We start from the raw sequence: 17659 nt of genomic DNA, 5'->3' as shown, positions 1-17659 counted from the left end.
CACCCCACTACGTCGGGCCTACAATCGACGGCGATGTGCGCCGATTAACGCGACGCCGACGGCGGCGATCGCAACGCTGCCGGGCTCGGGGACACGCAAGTCGACGTTGTCGATCCGGAAGCCGTCGCCGCTCAGGCCCGCGTCGAAGAAGCCCGAGCTGATCCGGATATCGGCGGTTAACGCTCCAGCAGGGACTTCAATGGAATTGACATTGAGGGTCTGCCACTGACCGTTGCTAGACGATGCGACGACGATCCGCTGCTCGCCCCGGAAGGCGCCAGACGTCCCGCCGCCGATGGGATCGAAACCGGAAAAGAAACGAAGATCGGCGCTGAATTCGCCCGAGGCGCCATCGAGCCACTTGTAATCGAGTTTCCACTTCATCGTTTCGCCGGGAGTGACAAACACCGCCGAAGACCGCCAATCGGACGCATTGGCGTTAATTTGCGCACTGCGTTCTCCGACGCCATCGGAGTCGTCGGCAAGCTCGTAGGCGACGTTACCGCCGGCAAACCATTGCGTGGGCGACGGTGACGTCTCGCCATTATCGACCTCGAAGTCGTAATTCGGAATCAAGCTGGCGCCGGCTTGGTCCGGCAGACCAAGGCCTCCGACGATGAGGCAAGCAGTGGCGCCGATTCGGGGCAGCAATCGAGCAGTACGACTCATGGAGCATCTCCTGGGCAGACTCGCCGAATGAAAAGGTGACAGACAAGGGTCGGCGCCCGCCGTGCAGGCGAGACGCCTCAACTTAGTTCCGCTCGTAGGATGAACGTAACGCGACAAAAGGCCTTTTTCGGCGATTTGTCGCCGCATCCTGACGAGGCGTCAAGAAAACGTCGCGCCCTGCCGGGGAAGGCTCTAGCGGTCGCACCGTAAGCCGTCCGTCAGGATAAGGCCGCAGCAGCGGATCGTTGGCGTCGGACGCGCCCTCTACCAGCCACTGACGCCGCTCGGCGGCCGTAGCGAGCAGCACCGGCATGCGGTCGTGGCCGACGCTGCGCACCACGGCGTTTGGTTGGTTCTCGCCTTCACGCTCTCACCGTCGGACGCTCACGTCAACCAAGAACGTCGGCGCTGCCTTCATCCGTTTTTTGTCACCGGCGTTCACCAGATGGCACGATCGCCCGCGTGGGCTGAATCCGAGCCGGGCAGCCCTTCTTTCTCCGCTTGTCGGTTTGGGACCCGTGAAGACGGGCTCTCGATTCTTTGCCCCCAGCCGTGGTGAGGGGGCGGAAAAAAAATCGCTCCGGACTTCAACCCCAACCAAGAAGGAGAAACCCATGGGACTCGACTTGTTCGCCCACAAAACCCTCGACGCGATCTACGCGCCGGTAGACTTAGCGATCGCGACGGCGCTGGAGCTTCACTACTGGCGCAAACATCCCAACCTGCACGGCTGGATGCAGCGGCTCTGCTGTGAAAAGGGCGGCCAGCAAGAGTTCAACTGCACGCCGGTCGTGCTCACCACCGAGGACCTCGACCGCGTTGAGCGCGACCTCGTGGCGGGGAAGCTGCCGGAGACCGCCGGCTTATTCTTCGGCGAGAGCGACGGCTCCGAGACCGAAAATGGACATCGGCTTGATCGCCAAGGCGCGAAAGGGGATCGCCGCGGGCTACACCGTCTACTACGACTCGTGGTGGTGACGCCACGCGGGCAAGGCCGTTCGTCCTTGCCGATTCTTCGGCTGCCGACCCGCTGGGTCGTTGCAAGCTCCTGAGGCGTTTACGGCTGGCGCCGGATTGGGATGGCAGCCAGGACGATCGATGCCACGGTCGGGACGGCGTTGCCGGACCATCGGCCGATAACTGTCGAAACGACCGCACAACCTCAGAGGCCTTCGCCTCCGACCGCAATCAGCCGGCCTGCGAGGCCGCTGGTGTCGGTCCGACCTCGACGACTCGGCATCGGAGACTCCGTGCGACGATAATGCCTGCGTTCCTTTCGAAGGCGCGTCGTCTCGTGGTCCTCTGCCGTGGAGCCCCGGCAGTGGCACCGCTTAGGTTTGGGATCCTGATTGAGCGGACGCCAGCTGATGCTGATACACGTGAATGTCGGTCTGTGGATATGGGATGCTAATGCCTTCTTGGTCAAAGCGCCGCTTCACGCTGCGGGTGATGTCGGTCTTCACCTTCCACCAGTCGCTTGTCTTGGCCCACGGACGACAGACGATGTTCACCGACGAATCGGCCAGTTCATGCGTCACGACAACCGGCTCCGGTTCGTCTAGCACGAGCTCGTGCTCCTGGACAACTTGGTGGATAATCTCTTCGGCGTGCTCGAAGTCGTCGTCGTAACCGATGCCGAACTCCAGGTCGACGCGCCGCTTGTCGTTGGCCGTGATGTTGGTGATGACGTTCCCCCATATTTCGTTGTTGGGCACGTGGATCGTCTGGTTGTCGAACGTGTGGAAGGTGGTTGAGACGAGGTTCATCTGCTGCACCAAACCCGTCACCCCCCCCGCAGAGACCACGTCGCCCACGTCGAATGGCCGATTGATGAGGATCATCAAGCCGCTAGCGAAGTTGCTCAGCGTGCCCTGCAACGCGAAGCCGATGATGAAGCCGGCGGCGCCGATCGCCGCGATGATCGGTGTGATATCGATCTCGAGAGCCGTCAAAGCTATCGCCAAGCCGATGAGCATTACGATGTTCTTGATCGTCCGAGCGATCAAGTTTTCGGCAAGCCGGGACATATTGATGCGTCGCTCCAGTAGCCAACGCATAAGAGACGCAACGACGCCGGCCACCAAGTAGCTCGCCATGAGGACCAGCAAGAACTTGCCTAGGTTCCAGAGCCACCGTTGACCGCCTTCTCTTGATTTCAGCCAGCCGGTGATTGCCGCCCAGGTCGCGCTCGCGTCTTTGGCATCTAGCTCGATGCCTGACACCGCGAGTACGTACTTGCGGTACTCCGCGACCTTCTCGTCAGCATCGTCGAGCGACTTTCTCTCTAGTGAGGCGAGCACCACTTCTAATCGGTCAGCCAGTGCGGCTCTCTCGTCTTGCAACGTGGTGATATCGGCTAGCAAGTCGTCCTTCTTGATCGCGGCGGCGTCGGTTGCGGGATGCGTTCCACTGCCCTCGCCACGGTCGGCCTGATCGGATCGCTGACTCTCGGGTTCGTCGTCGGCGTGGGTGGGGCCATCAAGCCCGAGACTCTCCTGGGCGCCCTCGGCCATCTCTCGCTCGGCCTGCTCCGATTCCGCTTCGGCCTTATCCATCACCCGGCTCGCTTCGTCGATCGCCTGCTTGGCGGCGTCCTCGTCATCGGCCGCCAGCGCATCGTTCGTCTTCTTGACGCCCAGCTGAGCCGCAGAGATCTGACCGGCCTTCTTCCGCAGCAATTCAAACCAAGCGTCCGCCTCGACCTCTAATTCCTCTCGGGTTAGCGGCCTGGCCAGAACGCGAAGCTGCTCGATCGGGATGGCAGTATCAACCGTCGTCTTCGGCTGGGGGGGCGGGGTTTCGCCGCGGGGTTCTTGGCCGAACGATGCGGTAGCGCCAAGGCAGATTACTAGCCCTACCAGAGCAAGTGTCGTCGCTAGGAATCGCAACTGGGCGACTAAAAAGTGTCTTGCCATCGCTTCGTTGCTCCAGTTCGGGTGCTAGCCGGCTCTGACAGCCAACGCGGAACGGCCGCGGATTAAGGCGATCGCTCGTGGCTCTTTGCCTTGAGTCTAGACGGGCCTGCACTAGGGGCAACCCTCACACGTTCGCCCCCTGATTGCAGGCAACGCCTGACAGGGATACGTGCGGTCAGTGAAGAAGTCGCTACGCTCGATCGCGAAGCTGTGGACCCGCGCGACACCTCGATTCTCGCTGACCAGACCTCTCATACGCGTTCTAGTAAGTATCAGCGCGCTTTCACTTGCGCCCACCCATCTCACCCAGGATACGGCCGTTAAGTCGACCGCAGGGCTCTGGGAGGTTGGGGATGGAGGTGAAGGATCGCGTACCGCTTGGGGAGCTCAAGCGGCGGGAGCATTGCGAGAAGCACGCGGATAAGGCCCGGCGGCTGCGGGTCGTTATCTTGGCGGCCGAGGGCTGGACGGCCCCGGCGGGGGCGATGGCGGTGGGCCTGTCGCGTCGGGTCTGCCATCACACGCCTATTCAGTGAGCGAGCGCCTGGGCCGAGACGGCACGTCGGGCGTCGCCACGGTTTAGCCGCTGCCCCGCACCGTGTGACGACGAGTAGAGCAATTCGACGTAGCCGCGGCCCGAAGTGAGGACGCTGAATGTCCCTGCCGAACCAGGGATGATCCCCTGCTCTTCTGCGGCCGCCTGGGCGCTCAACGCGATCGCTTCAATGCGAGCGGTCTCGCCGCGGCATCGCCGATTCCGGCAACCGAGATGTGTCAAGTTGATGACGTTCGCAGAGCGGCAACTCAGCGAGATGCAAGCTTGGACCAGTGCCGCCGCGGTAATCGCAACAAACCCCGTCGCTACGCGATTGTTTGTCGATTTATTGCGGTCCTACGACTTCGTCATCCGCGGTGTGCTGCCGCATTCCAAAGCTTCAATCTGCTTTAGCACCTCCGCCGCTTCCGCCTGTTTGAAATCGCTCTGCTGCCGGTTGGTGTGTGAGAGCTTGTAGGCCTCTTCGGCTAGTTTGTTGTAGTGCCGTTCCAGCTTGGCCTTCTTGTCGCCGAACAATCCGAACACGGGGCGTCTCCTTCCGGGAGTTAACGGTTCCGTTCGCACTGTAGCTCGAAGCAGCGGCCTGACCATTGAGGCAGCCGACTGGATCCTCTCTGCCTGCCTCTCGACTTATCCAATCTTGCTGACCCACTTTCACCGGAGCTCGGAAAAGCTGTGTTATTCGCCCCCGGCCTGAGACCTCATCTGACCGCGGTAAGGCAGTTCCGTTCCCAAACGCTAGATTCAAGCCGATCTCTCCGGTTTCCCTCGGGCGGCTGCCGAGAAGAAACGGGCTGTTTGTCCCCAAGAAAATGCCCCAGCCGAAACCACGGACTCTCATGGTCGACCAGTTGCCAGTCGGCGCCGATGGTTCGATAGTTTGGCTGACCGTCACGGTCCAGCCTACTTGCGGCCGTGATGGGGGCCAGTCCGAGGTGGCCGTGCTGACCGCCTCGTCCTACAGACATCTATAGACGTCTCGAATGCGCTTACGCGGAGCGACCGATCGTCGGCAGAATCTGACGATGAACAAAGGCCTTTCTACTGAGTAGAGGCTTTGCCCTCGCGATTCGCCTCCCCGTGCAGTGACCCAGCACTCTCGGATAGCGGGCGCCACCCAGGTAGACGCTGTGCTAAGAGATGACCAAGCCTTCATGCATGCCGCGATCGAAGCCGCGCATGGCAACCCGAAGGCGCCCTTCGGGGCCGTGCTCCTCGACCGTCGCGCGGGGCGCATTGTCGCATCGGGGGTTAACGACTCAGCGACCGACCCAACCCTACACGCGGAAATGGTCGCAATCAGCCAGTACGCTAAAACCGACGGACCGGCTTGGGAACATCTGACGCTTTACACGACGGCGGAGCCCTGCTGTATGTGCCAGGGAGCGGTCATCTGGTCCGGGATTACCCGAGTCGTCTTTGGGATCTCGATCGGCCGTCTCGTCGAGCTGGGCTGGAAACAGATCGAGATCCCGGCCAAGGAAGCCGTCCATCGGAGCTGGCGTCGTGACCTCACCGTCCAGGGTGGGATCGGCGAATCGGAGTGCGACCTCCTCTTCCAAGCCGTGTCGCCGGTTGACCGATAAACGCCTACACCGGCCGTTCGGCGATTGGCGTGCTGCTCCACGAAAACAGTCCTGAATGCTCTCTCTTAAAAAAGAAAAAGGTAGAACGATGGACCCCGATCCTCAGACCACCAACTGGCCCGACCTAGCGATCGGACTTTACGACCGGCTAACGGGCCGCAACGCAGAGATCATCTACGACTTCGTCGATATGCACATCAAGATCCCTTCGGGTGTCGGCGAGGAAGCGAAGCACGCGGAATGGATCCTCTCCGGCGCCGTCAAAGTCCGTACGCAGGAGGCTAGCTCGGCCCCAAACTGACGGTGGCCGGGCGGTTGTCGGGATCGTTCGACGGCTACCCGGTCGAAATCCTTGGGGAGGGAACCCGGTTGCGGCTTGTGCTGCCGGGGGTCCGTGCCGCGTGGCGTCTTCGCAGGCTACCCTACACAGTCGCCTCAGTAGTCGGCTTGCTCAATCGCGGCGGCCTGGGTCTCACGCTGACGGTGGGATTGATGTCACTCCCGGTGGCGCCGCGGCCGCACCGTATCGCTCGTTGGTTGGCTCCGGATATTAGGGACTTATGAACCAGGACGCCGACAACCCGAAATCGGCAAGCGGAACTCGGATCGCCCTGACGGGCGCGACGGGCTACGTCGGCGGTCGCTTGGCCCCTCTGCTGCTGGAGCGTGGCTACTCCATCCGGTGTATCGCCCGGACCCCCCGGAAGCTCGACGAAAGGCCTTGGCGTCGGCACGACGCCGTTGAGGTCGTGAAGGATGAACTCTCAGACCCACGGACGCTCGCCGAGCAACTTCGTGGCTGCACGGCGGCGTACTACCTTGTTCACTCCATGATCGCGGCGGGATCCGGCTATGCCGATCGAGACCGGGCGCTGGCGCAGAACTTCGCGGAAGCCGCCGCGGCGGCGGGCGTGGAGAGGATCATCTACCTGGGTGGGCTCGGGGAGGTCGGCGACTCGCTGAGCGAGCACCTCCGCTCTCGCCGCGAGACCGAGTCGATTCTCGCCTCCACCGGCGTGCCGGTAACGACGCTCAGGGCGGCCATGATTATCGGCTCGGGGTCCGCTTCCTTCGAGATACTGCAGTATCTCGTGAATCGCCTGCCGGTGATGGTGACGCCGCGTTGGGTTGAAACCGAGTGCCAGCCGGTCGCGATCAGCGACGTGCTGTACTGGCTCGCCGAATGCCTCAAGACGCCCGACTCCGCGGGACAGGTGCTCGAGGTCGGCGGTCCCGACGTCCTCTCCTACAAGGAATTGATGCAGGTGGCGGCTGCCGAGCTTGGCCTCCGGCGCCGGCTCATCCTCTCGGTGCCCGTGCTGACTCCGCGGCTGAGTTCGGCTTGGATCAGCCTCGTGACGCCGGTCCCGTACCAGATCGCTCGGCCTTTGGCCGACGGCCTGAGCAACCGCGTCGTGGTCGAGGATCACCCGGTTCAGGAGGTGATGCCGCACGAAGCGCTGACGGTGCGAGAGGCTATCCGCCATGCGCTTTCGGCGACGCAAGCCGGTCGCGTCGAGACACGCTGGTCCGTAGCTGGACCCGTCCCCGGCGACCCAGATTGGGCCGGCGGAAAGGTCTTTGTCGACGAACGCTCGATCGACATCGAGGCGGACGCCGATTCGGTGTTTGCAGCGGTCTGCCGGATCGGCGGGGGCCACGGCTGGTACGCGGGCGACCTGCTCTGGCGACTGCGTGGCTGGATGGACCAAGCGGTGGGCGGTCCGGGACTTCGGCGCGGCAGACGGCATCCCGAGGACATCGAGTACGGAGAAACCCTCGACTTCTGGAGGGTTGTCGGACTTGAGCGCGGTCGGTCGCTGTCGCTGCATGCAGAGATGAAACTGCCCGGTGAAGCTCAGCTTGACTTTGACATCCGCGAGGCGGATTCAGCCGGTAAGACGCGGCTCACCATGACGGCGCGCTACCGACCGAGAGGCCTGGTAGGACTCGCCTACTGGTACGCTGTCGCGCCGCTGCACAACGTCGTCTTCGGGGGTATGCTCAAGGGGATCCGCGACACTGCCGAGGCGATCCGCCGCGGTGGAGAGGCGCCCCGTGAGGCGCGTACGGCGGCTTCTAGCGGCGCCTCCGGGTACGGGCGATCACGCCTTTGGCTTGGCATCTCCGCGGTCGGCACGATCGTTGTTCTCTCATCGCTGGCGCTGGCGATGGACGCTCCAGCTGCGCTCAACCGGCACGCCAACGATTCCGCGATCGGGACGCTGGCTAGTCTGGTCACCTTCGTCTTTGCTTACATCTTGGTCCAACTCCCCTTTGATTTCCTGGGTGGCTACCTCCTGCCACGTTACCACGGGCGTGCCCACCCGACGCTTCCCGCCTTCCTGCAGGGGCTGACCAGGGGAGTCGCGATGCACGCCATCACCCTCCTCGCGTGCGCCTGCTTGGCAACGCTTGCCGGCGCCGCTCTGGGAGTCGTGGGCGTCGTCTTGGCGGCAACGCTGGCGGCTGCGTTGCTATTGCTGACGCGAGCTCGACTGGCGCTGCTGTATTCGGCACTCACTTTGACCCCTAGTGAACCGAACAACCTCCAGCGGAAAGACTACCTTCGAGTGTTGCTAGCTGAATCCGCCGACGAGGGTTTCACCGGGGGCGTGCTCGGCGTGGCACGACCAACGGGCCATTTGCTGCCACTGGAGTGGCGGCGGGTGCTCGGCGCCGAGGGTTTCGAACTGGCTCTGAAGAGGCGGTCGCTGGCGATCGGCAGCGGAGCATGGGGACGTGGGCGTACGGTGGCGATCGGCTTCATCCTCTTCGGAGTCGCCGTGTCGGCTTGGTTGGCGGGTCCCGATCAACTTGGCACGGCGGGCGGAACGATCGCAATGAGCCTTTGGTTTACCCTTTGGTCGTTCTTGGGCCTGCTGGTGCTGCCGACCCTCAGTCGTCGAGCCGTCGCCGAGCTGGATCGACAACTTTACGACGCCGGCTACCTGCCCGAGGCGCTCGATCGCACAACGCGTCTGCTCGATGCCCGACAAGACGACGAGCCAGAGCGGCCCGGGCTCGTTGAGACAATCTTTCACCCGATCCCGAGCGTGCAGAATCGCACCCGCGGCCCCATGAGGCTGGGCGTGCGGGGCGCCTGGGACGCGGCTAGGTTGGCCGTGTTCTTAAGTGCCAGCGGTGTCGGGCTCTTGGGGCGAGCTGTCCACTGCAACTGTGGACGGCCGGCCCTTTGGGTGTTTCTGCCGACGGACTGATCAACGCGCTGAAATCTGAAAGTGGTCGACACGCCGCGCGTAGTAATGCCGAGAGCATTCCTTCTTTCCAGGGGCGGATGACTATCCGATCGTGTGGGTCCGCGATTGCCTTCATCGTCATCCCTTGGCTCTCGGTGGTGTTAACGGCGGCGCCACCCTGAGGAGTTCACGAAGGAGGACTTGGCGGCGCTCTATCGAGCACGATGGAACGTGGAACTGGACCTGGGGTCGGTCAAGACGACCATGCGGATGGAGGTACTGCGTTGCAAGACACCCGAACTGGTGCGTAAGGAGATCTGGACGCACGTGCTCGCCTACAACCTCATCCGCACCATCATGGCGAAGGCGGCAAATCGGCACGACCTCTTGCCACGGTCGCTTAGCTTCAAGGGGGCGATGCAGACGCTCGAAGCCTTCCAGCCACTAATCGCCTGTTGCACACGCCTTCGCGAACTAGCCTACGAACAACTCCTAGCCTGCATCGCGACCCACACCGTAGGTGATCGGCCCGGACGATTCGAACCTCGGCAGGTCAAGCGACGCCCAAAGCGCTACCAGTGGATGGGCCGACGCAGATTAGGGAATGAACGTTGGGGCCGTGGATGCCATCAATACGGGGCGACGTGCGTCACGATCCGCCGATCTCCGCTGGAGACACTCGCGTCCCGCTGCCGCAATTCGCGGAGCGACTTCAGTGGGTCGGTCTGTGCGGTCGGGCGGTCCACATCAAAGACGATCAAGCACTCTCGTCTGTCGGCCTGAAACTCCAGCCAGATCGTCCGCCCCGGCAAGAGGTGAGCGACGGCAACGGTCGGCTAAATATCGCTGCGGTGTCCGGAGGCCCTTCCATGCTGAACCGTATAATGAAGTTGACGAATAGCCAGCGGTGTCGATCGGAAATTCGCTCGAGAGATTTCGATCTCTGCCAGGACCCGGACGTCCATGTGCAATGTTGCCGTGTCGCAGTCTATTGAATGAGCGCCGCGACTGATGGGCTCAAAGCTACTTTAATGCGACAGGGAGCGGAATAGCCCGAAACTGGTTTAGTTACCTAATCCCGTCCGCCCCGCGAGCCGAGTAGAGCAATCAGCGAGGGCGGGCGCCACGACCTGTGGGGCAGGCTCGGTTTGTTGCTCGCCCTCGCGCCTTTTTTGAACGCCCCCGAGACATGAGATCGGCAATCGATAACTGCAGCGCTCGACGGGCCCCTTCTCTTGCCCGAGTTTGTGCAGCACGCGTCAGTTGCGTGATCGGCAAGTTCCGAGCAGAGCCGGCGCCACCGAGCCAGCAATAAGCGAAAGCGAGTTGGTCGGCAGACTCTCTCAGCGAAGCGGATGCAACTATCGTAAGCTGGCAACACGAAGAGTGCCTCAGCAGCGGATGCAGGCCGTCGCATACGCCGCGGTTTAGCCCACACGTGCATCGCCATCTAAGCCTAGCTTGTCACCGAGCTGACCTTCATCAAGCTATCCTCGTGGTATGCGACTGGCAGTGAGATGGTGAAGGTCGTTCCCTCTCCCGGGTTGGAGTCGACCTTGATCTCACCGCCGCACTTCTCGACAACGGCGTTATAGGCAATGGCCAGACCCTGGCCGCTTCCCTTGCCAACTCCCTTGGTCGTGAAGAACGGGTCGAACGCCCGCGCGGCGACTTCCGAGCTCATGCCGCACCCCGTGTCCACGACCCGCACCACCACCCGGTCTTCAAACTGGCGGGTGGAGATCGTGATGTGACCGGGGACTATCCCCCCGTCGCTGGCTTCCTCGATCGCGTCGGCCGCATTGACGATCAAATTGACGAGTGCTTGGCTCATCGACGACGCCGACCCCTGCACTAACCCACATTCGGCGAGGTCGAGTTCGACGACCGCGTGCTGCTTGGTCGCGTTCTTAGTGAGTGTGGCGGCATTCTGGATACTGCGATTGATGTCAAACGGCATGCTGTCGTCGCTGCCCGGATGAGCGAACTCCTTCATCGCGCCGATGATCTCGGAGACGCGCTCGACACCCAGGCGGCAGTCGGCGAGTGCTTCTTCACTGCTCCGGAGGATATCTTCGCTAGGGAGAGTCTCGCGGAGCCGTTCAAGTCCTCCGCTGCCCTCACTGTTGAGTAAGGCGCTGACGGCGGTCTGCAACCCCGTCCACTGTTCTACGATCCGGCTAAGGTAGCTGACGTTGCAGCCAATGAACTGCATCGGTGTGTTAATTTCGTGAGCAACGCCAGACGCCAATCGACCGATGGATTCGAGTTTTTCGGCTTGCGCTAGCCGCCGCTCGATCTGCTTTTGATTGGTGATGTCGGCGAAGGCGCCAACCAACCCAACAATGGCTCCGTGCTCATCGAATAGGGGGGTCTTACTCGTCCAGATTGTCTTCTGTGTCCCGCAACTAAGTGATTGCGTCTGCTCGACGTTGACCATAACCTGTTCGCCCGCAATCACTTCGCGGTCGTTCGCCGCGTACTGCAGGGCATCGTCTTGGCTCCAGGCCAGATCGAAATCGGTCCTTCCCGCGATATCAGCAGGACTCCGCATTCCGACCAACTCGGCGAAGACCGAATTGCAACCAACGTATGTCGAAGATTGGTCCTTCCAGAAGATCGCCTGAGGCAGGCTATCAATGATCGTCGTCAGCAGACGACGCTCAGTGCAGATCACCTCGTTTTGTTCTGAGAGCTCACGGTTTAGGTCAGCAAGTTCCTGTTCGCGGCGTTTCCGGTCGGTGATGTCGCTTTCGATTGCAATGAACTTGTTGACCTTCCCGTTCGCGTCTTCAATCGGTCTCACCTCCATCGCAAGCCAGTATTCTTTCCCGGCCTTGCTGTAGTTGACGATTTCCACGTCGAACCCCTGTTTGCGAGAGATTCGTTCGGCCATGAACTCGACAGTGGACTGGTCCGTGTTAACGCCTTGGAGCACCTCACCAGGAACCTTGCCCCTCACCTCATCAAGTGTGAATCCCGTCAAGCGAGTGAAGCCATCGTTTACCCATTCGATTCGTACTTCATGGTCGGTAATGACAACGGCGTTATCGGTGTACTTGGCGACAAGGGCCAACCGCTCGGCCTCCTCCCGTTGTGCTTGAGCTTCTTTCTCTGCAAGCACACGACTCGTGATGTCCGTATGAGTAACAATGGTTGCTCCCTCTAAGTGCTTCTCGACGGGCATCACGCAGACCTCAAACCAACGCTGCTGATGTTCTGAGTGACAGGCGTATTCCGCCGTGTAGCTCCCCGAGCCTTCGGAGATGATCCGTTCGATCGCTTCCGCTAGCGCTAACGCGTTAGAACGGCATTCACCCGTCGCCGATCGGCAAATGTCGAGGTAGTTAGCAAGGAGGTAGGCCTCGTCACCGCCATTATTTACGGCGAACCGGTTCCACCTTGCGTTAGTCAGGATGACCTCGCCCCGTGTATTCAATATGCAGACGTGAGATGGCAGCGAGTCAAGTATCGCCTGCGACACACGGTAGGCTTCTCGACTTTCTGACTCGCGGGCAACGGACTCGGCGATCTCCTCTTCTAGCGACTCCCTCGTTTGGCGTCCTACGCGCTTCGCGGAGAAAGACTCTTCAAACGGCTTCAGGTCGTAGGCGAATCTCCACGTCACGATCGCCAGCAGGAGTAGAAATAGCGCCAGGAGCCGATAGGCTGGCCAAAAGAAGATGACTGTGGAGATGCCATACCCAGAGATTCCACAGAAGAAGAAGATCCAGGCCAAATCCATCAGCTTGGGGTCGCGATCACGCTCCTCCTCCGCCAGATAGCACGCCCGCCAAGTGCGCATGATCTTTGCGTATCCCACCAGGACGGTGATGTTCAGCACGATCAGCGTGACGATCCACGCCCAGTCCGGCCTTCCCTCCGCCGTTTGGAGACAGTGGATTCGCGGCATGTAGTTGCCGTAATTCGTGAAGAAGTCGTACTCGGAAAGAAATGATTGCTCTTGCAAATCGCAGCCAACAACCGGAAATGCAGAGACCGCTTCGCGGCGTCCCGACAAGTGCGTCCCCAGCGCATCGAGGGCTGGAGGCGACGGCATTCCGTCTTTCCCCGCAACAAGGCCGCCGCTGAAGAGCAGACGTCGGTTGTTATCGAAGAGGAGGCAATGCCCGGAAGAAGAGGCATTGAACCGTTCCGCCTCGATTCCGCCGCGGTCGACGAGGAGCGTGTGCCTGACGTCGTCGTCGAGCCGGTCCCACAATTCATTCTTGGCCCACTCATGGGGTTGGCCGACAGGACAATAGAAGACGAACGTCGTCTTTGTAGGCACACCTGTCGTCTCGGTGACGCTCAGCACATGATCAAGGATGTTGCGGCTGCATCGACAGCGCGGATGGATGAAGACGAGAAGGTTCTTGCGATTACCGTCGTGGTCGATCCGGGTCCCGCTAGGCCAGCGAGTTTCCGCCGCCGCGATCGAGAACGCAGACAGCAAGCCGACGAGCGCCAGGCCAACAAGAGCGGAACGCCTTTGGATTGAAGCACTCATCAGCTGCGTAACCTTACAATGGTTATGGGCACAGACTCTTCCGGCTCACTGCCTCGCCAATCGCCTCTAGAATCAACTCACGGCTCGCAGGCTTCGTTAGGACGCGGACGACCGCAGGCATTGAGCAGGCTCGTTTGAGCGTCTCTTCTTCGCCGTTGCCCGTGAGCACGATGAACGATGTGTGCGGATTCTGCGGCGCTGCCCGGTCGATAAACTCGAGCTCGTTCATTCCAGGCATCGTCACGTCGCTGATGACAACGTCGAAGCGTCGATGCCCGCTTATCAACGTTTGAGCTTCCGCGGCGGAGTAGGCTACGGAGAGATCGTACTCGTATGAGAACTCGCGCTTTAGGGCGCGGAGCATCGGTGCGTCATCATCGACGAACAGGACAGATACCGACATATCGCATCTCCTACCGCTATAGCGACGTTCAACTGCCAACCGATCGGGCCAATGCAAGCAAGAGAAATGTAGGGTGCGGGGATGTGGACTCCCGACGGCGGTGCTTTTTTTGGGTGTTGATGTGGTTGGCCGTAGTCTTTCGCAACGGCCGGTCGGAGCGGTAAGAGTGGCCGCTGCGCGCTTGACAGACGCTACAGTTCGAGAGGCGTTACAACCGCTGAACCGTCAAGTAACTCGTTAAGCGCCCCTCGGGGGAGATTTCCGCATGTGGACTTCCGTCGCAACCGCGGAAATCTTGCAGTCGCGCCAATCGTTAGCGCATCACGTCCGATAGACAGGCGTAGCGCGGTAGGCGCCACCGCGACTGGCGGCACGGCCTGCTTTGCGGCAAACCACGCATCAAGCTGCACGGCGGGTGCTTGTCGATTGGCGTAGCTTTAGGCAGTTCCAAATGCGCATTCACGGTCCGCCTATGGTGCGCCATCCCTCGACGATCGCTGTGCCTCACTCACGCTATCTGACGTCGAGCCCGGCCGTTGTCGGTTGCGTCACAGGCGCTCTGATGGCGGTATTCCTGTGGCTTGGTGCTTGCGAGGAGGGGGCGCAAATCGAATCTGCCCGCGAGATTCTAGCGCTGGCGTCGAAGCACGATGCAAAACTCACGCCGCTAGTCGCTCCCAGCGGGCTCAACTGGGCTGCGGTGCGGCTCGGCGACCGGCTGTTCCACGACCCGATCCTGTCGCGTGACGGTACCGTGTCGTGCGCGAGCTGCCACGATCTGAAACACGGCGGCGACGACGGACTGGTGGTCTCAGTGGGGATCGATAACCGGCTCGGTGAGTTGAATGCACCAACGGTGCTGAACGCTTCCCTCAACTCGTCCCAATTTTGGGATGGTCGCGCTCCTACGCTTAGCGCGCAGATCGATGGGCCCATCCACAACCCAAACGAGATGGACTCCGATTGGGGCCAGATCGTCGAACGTTTGAATGCGGATGCCTCGTATCGGGTGGCATTTGAAACAGCTTACGGCGCTCCCCTTGATGCCAAACTTGTGAGGCAAGCGATCGTTGCGTTCGAGGAGTCCCTCATCACGATCGACGCGCCCATCGATCGGTGGCTCCTTGGCGACCGGCAGGCTATGCCGATCAAGGCGCTCGAAGGACTTCATTTGTTCGAGCAGCATGGCTGCATTTCTTGCCACCAGGGTCGGGCGTTTGGCGGAAACCTCTTCCAAAGATTGGGCGTGATGCGCGAGTATTTCGAGGCAGCGCAGACGTTCCGTCGCATTGATTTGGGACGTTTCAACCACACCCAGGACAGCCACGACAAACACGTCTTCCGTGTGCCCTCTCTCCGCAACGCCGAACTGACCGGCCCTTACTTCCACGACGGTTCCGCCGCAACCCTGCCCGACGCTGTCAGAGTGATGCTGCGCATCCAAGTCGGCGTTGAACCCGACGAGGCGGAAGTCGACCGCCTCGTCGAGTTCCTACGCAGTCTGACGGGTGTTCTCAAGGGACGGTCGGCATGACTAGCCGTTGTAAAAGTCGGATGCCACTTGCGCTGTTCGCGGCCGCAGTGATCGGGATCGCCTTTTCGTCAGTGATGGGCGGCGAAAGCGGGGTGCTCTTGAGCGATCGAGGTGCTCTGGAGTCGGCGATCCAATATCACGAGGCCGTCGTCGGCGAAGTTCTTTTGATCGATTCCGGATCGCGGTGGAACTTCGATACGCTGGCGAATCTTGAGCGTGGCCTCAGGAGTCAAATCGATAAGATCGAGTCTCAGGAGCACCGTTACACCCCAACCGACCTGCCGGGAATGCTGCGCGACGACCTTGAGTTGGTCGAGCGTTACAAGACTCACCACGCTGTTCGACGAAAATCGCTCGCGGTTTTGGCTGACCCCAACAGAACGCATGTCGTTTTCCCCGATCGCTTTGCCGGGGAAATTGCTTGGCTCGTTATGCGACTATCCGGGCAGCTCGATGGCGAGGCTGCGGACAAGATCGGCAAGGTCCTCGAAGAGGATCGTTGGCGCGAAGCGCAGTATGCCGAGGCGAAGGCCCACCTCCATCTCATCGTGCAGAGCCAGACGAGATGTGATGCGATTTTGAGCCGGCTGACCGACTCGCCTGCGCGCGCTCGCATGCTCCAGGCCAGCGACCGATTGCGGGACCTTATCGAGTCGCACACAGACAGCCTCAACACTCGCCAGCGGCTCATTTTCGTGTTGCTCGCCGCAACGCTTGGTTACGCCGGGGCTATGTTAGTCGAGCAGCGGAGGGCCGTGCATGAACTCGCGAAGGTCAATGATGGGCTGGAGACTGCGGTCGCGGACCGCACCGCCGAGCTGACCGCCGAACGGGAGCTACTCCGATCACTGCTTGACAGCCTGCCCTCAGCGGTCTTTTGGAAAGACCTTGAGGGCGTCTACCGTGGGTGCAACCCCGCTTTCGCGAGCATACTCGGCTTCGACTGTCACGAACGTGTCATCGGGATCACGGATGATGACCTCCCGTGGGACTTCCAAAGTCGGTGTAACAAGATTGAAACCGAGCGGGCCGTCCTCACATCGCACCACGCGGTGATCGGCGCTCCCGACTGCAAAGTACTCGAATCGGGGCGTAGTTTGGAGCTGATCGCAAGTACGTTGATCCTTCGCGACCAACAGAGCCAGCCGTGGGGACTTGTGGGCGTCTACACCGATGTAAGCGAGCTCAACCGGCTGCGGCGTGAGCTCGTTCAGGCGGAAAAGCTCCGCTCGGTCGGCCAACTAGCGGCCGGCATCGCGCACGAGATCAATTCGCCTATCCAGACGGCGTCGGGCAACATCGAGTACCTGAAAGAGGGACTGGCCACGCTGCTTACGGTTGCCGAGGTGGGGGTAGCGGAATCGCTCTCCGTCCGCCCAACCATCGACCCTCACTACCTGGATCACCTGCGTCGAAACGCCTATGGAGCAGTAGAGGACTGCTCGGAGGCGCTTCGACGGGTGACCGAGATCGTCCAATCGATGCGTGTGATGTCCCACCCCGGCAAGCGGGAGCACGTCGCTACTGACCTGAACGCTATCGTTGGCAGTGCGGTGACGATTACCCGTAGCCGCTGGAAGTACCATGCGGAGGTAGAGATCGACATCGACGATGACCTGCCCATGCCTGAGGTGATGTCGAATGAAATCAGCCAAGTCCTCTTGAATCTCATTGTCAACGCGGGCGACGCTATAGCCGAGGCACGTAGTGAAGACGATCCGCTAGGGCTGATCACTGTGCGGACGAGATCTGATAGTGACCACGTTGTCGTAGAGGTCGAGGACACCGGCTGTGGCATGCCACCCGAGCTTCGCTCACGGATCTTCGAGCCGTTCTTTACTACCAAGGAGGTGGGCAAGGGTACCGGCCAGGGTCTTGCAATCGCACACGACATCGTCGTCCTGGGGCACGGCGGCCAGATCGAGTGTGAGTCCGAGGCCGGGGTCGGCACGACCTTCCGATTGTACTTGCCGGTTACGGCAGAAAGTACGACCCCAAGAGAGGTTTTGATCGCGAACTGATTTGCTCACGCGGCGGGCTAAGGCGTCGATCGGCGAGCCTGCTGGATCCGACGCTGGCGGGTTGTTATCTAGCGGCGCCTCTCGGGAGCATTTCGTTCCGCATCGGTCGATTGACTTCTGAGAGTTGCCAAGAGCCTAACCTGCGTAGGACCGACACGCCGAGTGTTGATTCCGTCACGTCTAAATCTGCTGAGAAGTGAAACTTCTTCGCGCTTTTGAGGTGCGCCGACGTCACCGCGGTCAGCTCAATCGATGCGCCGAAAGT

Annotated in this window: 13 protein-coding genes and 1 pseudogene; 8 read left to right on the top strand and 6 right to left on the bottom strand. The window is 61.1% G+C overall.

The genetic code is table 11. The annotated features are described in order from the left end of the window. Positions 1-18: 18 nt before the first annotated feature. Complete coding sequence (locus tag Spa11_RS11225) at positions 19-669, bottom strand: hypothetical protein (protein ID WP_145112223.1); 651 nt, start codon at positions 667-669, stop codon at positions 19-21. Positions 670-1283: 614 nt separating this feature from the next. On the opposite strand from Spa11_RS11225, the gene Spa11_RS11220 reads away from it, so the two are divergent. Continuing rightward, entirely contained in the window at positions 1284-1721 is a 438-nt protein-coding gene (locus Spa11_RS11220) for a hypothetical protein (protein ID WP_231933242.1), read from the top strand. A 279-nt stretch (positions 1722-2000) separates the two neighbouring features. Here the strand turns inward: Spa11_RS11220 and Spa11_RS11215 are convergent, their stop codons facing one another. Next, positions 2001-3584 (bottom strand): mechanosensitive ion channel family protein, encoded by a 1584-nt coding sequence (locus Spa11_RS11215; protein ID WP_145112221.1) that lies wholly within the window; start codon positions 3582-3584, stop codon positions 2001-2003. Positions 3585-3943: 359 nt separating this feature from the next. Here Spa11_RS11215 and Spa11_RS22930 point away from each other — a divergent pair, with 359 nt between their 5' ends. After that, on the top strand, positions 3944-4120 hold the full coding sequence (locus tag Spa11_RS22930) for a hypothetical protein (RefSeq protein ID WP_197529922.1): 177 nt from the start codon (positions 3944-3946) through the stop codon (positions 4118-4120). Here the strand turns inward: Spa11_RS22930 and Spa11_RS22925 are convergent. Then, positions 4114-4296 (bottom strand): RtcB family protein, encoded by a 183-nt coding sequence (locus Spa11_RS22925; protein WP_197529921.1) that lies wholly within the window; start codon positions 4294-4296, stop codon positions 4114-4116. The genes Spa11_RS22930 and Spa11_RS22925 overlap by 7 nt on opposite strands. A 180-nt stretch (positions 4297-4476) precedes the next feature. Further along, a complete protein-coding gene (locus Spa11_RS11205; protein WP_145112217.1) occupies positions 4477-4665 on the bottom strand; it encodes a Lacal_2735 family protein in 189 nt (62 codons plus the stop codon). Positions 4666-5270: 605 nt separating this feature from the next. On the opposite strand from Spa11_RS11205, the gene Spa11_RS11200 reads away from it, so the two are divergent. From Spa11_RS11200 to Spa11_RS11185, 4 genes and pseudogenes are all read left to right on the top strand, one after another. Beyond that, positions 5271-5726, top strand: coding sequence for a nucleoside deaminase (locus Spa11_RS11200; protein ID WP_145112215.1), 456 nt, complete (start codon positions 5271-5273; stop codon positions 5724-5726). 88 nt (positions 5727-5814) lie between these two features. Further along, positions 5815-6027 (top strand): hypothetical protein, encoded by a 213-nt coding sequence (locus Spa11_RS11195; protein ID WP_145112213.1) that lies wholly within the window; start codon positions 5815-5817, stop codon positions 6025-6027. 259 nt (positions 6028-6286) lie between these two features. Beyond that, entirely contained in the window at positions 6287-8947 is a 2661-nt protein-coding gene (locus tag Spa11_RS11190) for an SDR family oxidoreductase (RefSeq protein ID WP_145112211.1), read from the top strand. A 168-nt stretch (positions 8948-9115) separates the two neighbouring features. Next, positions 9116-9709 (top strand): annotated as a pseudogene (locus Spa11_RS11185) (transposase); the annotation flags it as partial. Between the two features lie 673 nt (positions 9710-10382). Here Spa11_RS11185 and Spa11_RS11180 read toward each other — a convergent pair. Then, positions 10383-13244, bottom strand: a complete 2862-nt coding sequence (locus tag Spa11_RS11180) for a PAS domain-containing sensor histidine kinase (RefSeq protein WP_197529920.1) — start codon at positions 13242-13244, stop codon at positions 10383-10385. Positions 13245-13458: 214 nt separating this feature from the next. Beyond that, positions 13459-13839 (bottom strand): response regulator, encoded by a 381-nt coding sequence (locus tag Spa11_RS11175; RefSeq protein WP_145112205.1) that lies wholly within the window; start codon positions 13837-13839, stop codon positions 13459-13461. 562 nt (positions 13840-14401) lie between these two features. Between Spa11_RS11175 and Spa11_RS11170 the strand changes: the two genes are divergently transcribed. After that, on the top strand, positions 14402-15373 hold the full coding sequence (locus Spa11_RS11170) for a cytochrome-c peroxidase (protein WP_197529919.1): 972 nt from the start codon (positions 14402-14404) through the stop codon (positions 15371-15373). A 20-nt stretch (positions 15374-15393) separates the two neighbouring features. After that, entirely contained in the window at positions 15394-17394 is a 2001-nt protein-coding gene (locus tag Spa11_RS11165) for an ATP-binding protein (protein WP_197529918.1), read from the top strand. The last annotated feature ends 265 nt before the right edge of the window (positions 17395-17659 follow it).

Origin of the sequence: Botrimarina mediterranea (assembly GCF_007753265.1) — a bacterium.
In the GTDB taxonomy this organism is placed as follows: domain Bacteria; phylum Planctomycetota; class Planctomycetia; order Pirellulales; family Lacipirellulaceae; genus Botrimarina; species Botrimarina mediterranea.
Note: the sequence above shows the minus strand (reverse complement) of the source record. Positions and strands in the feature narration are given on the sequence as shown.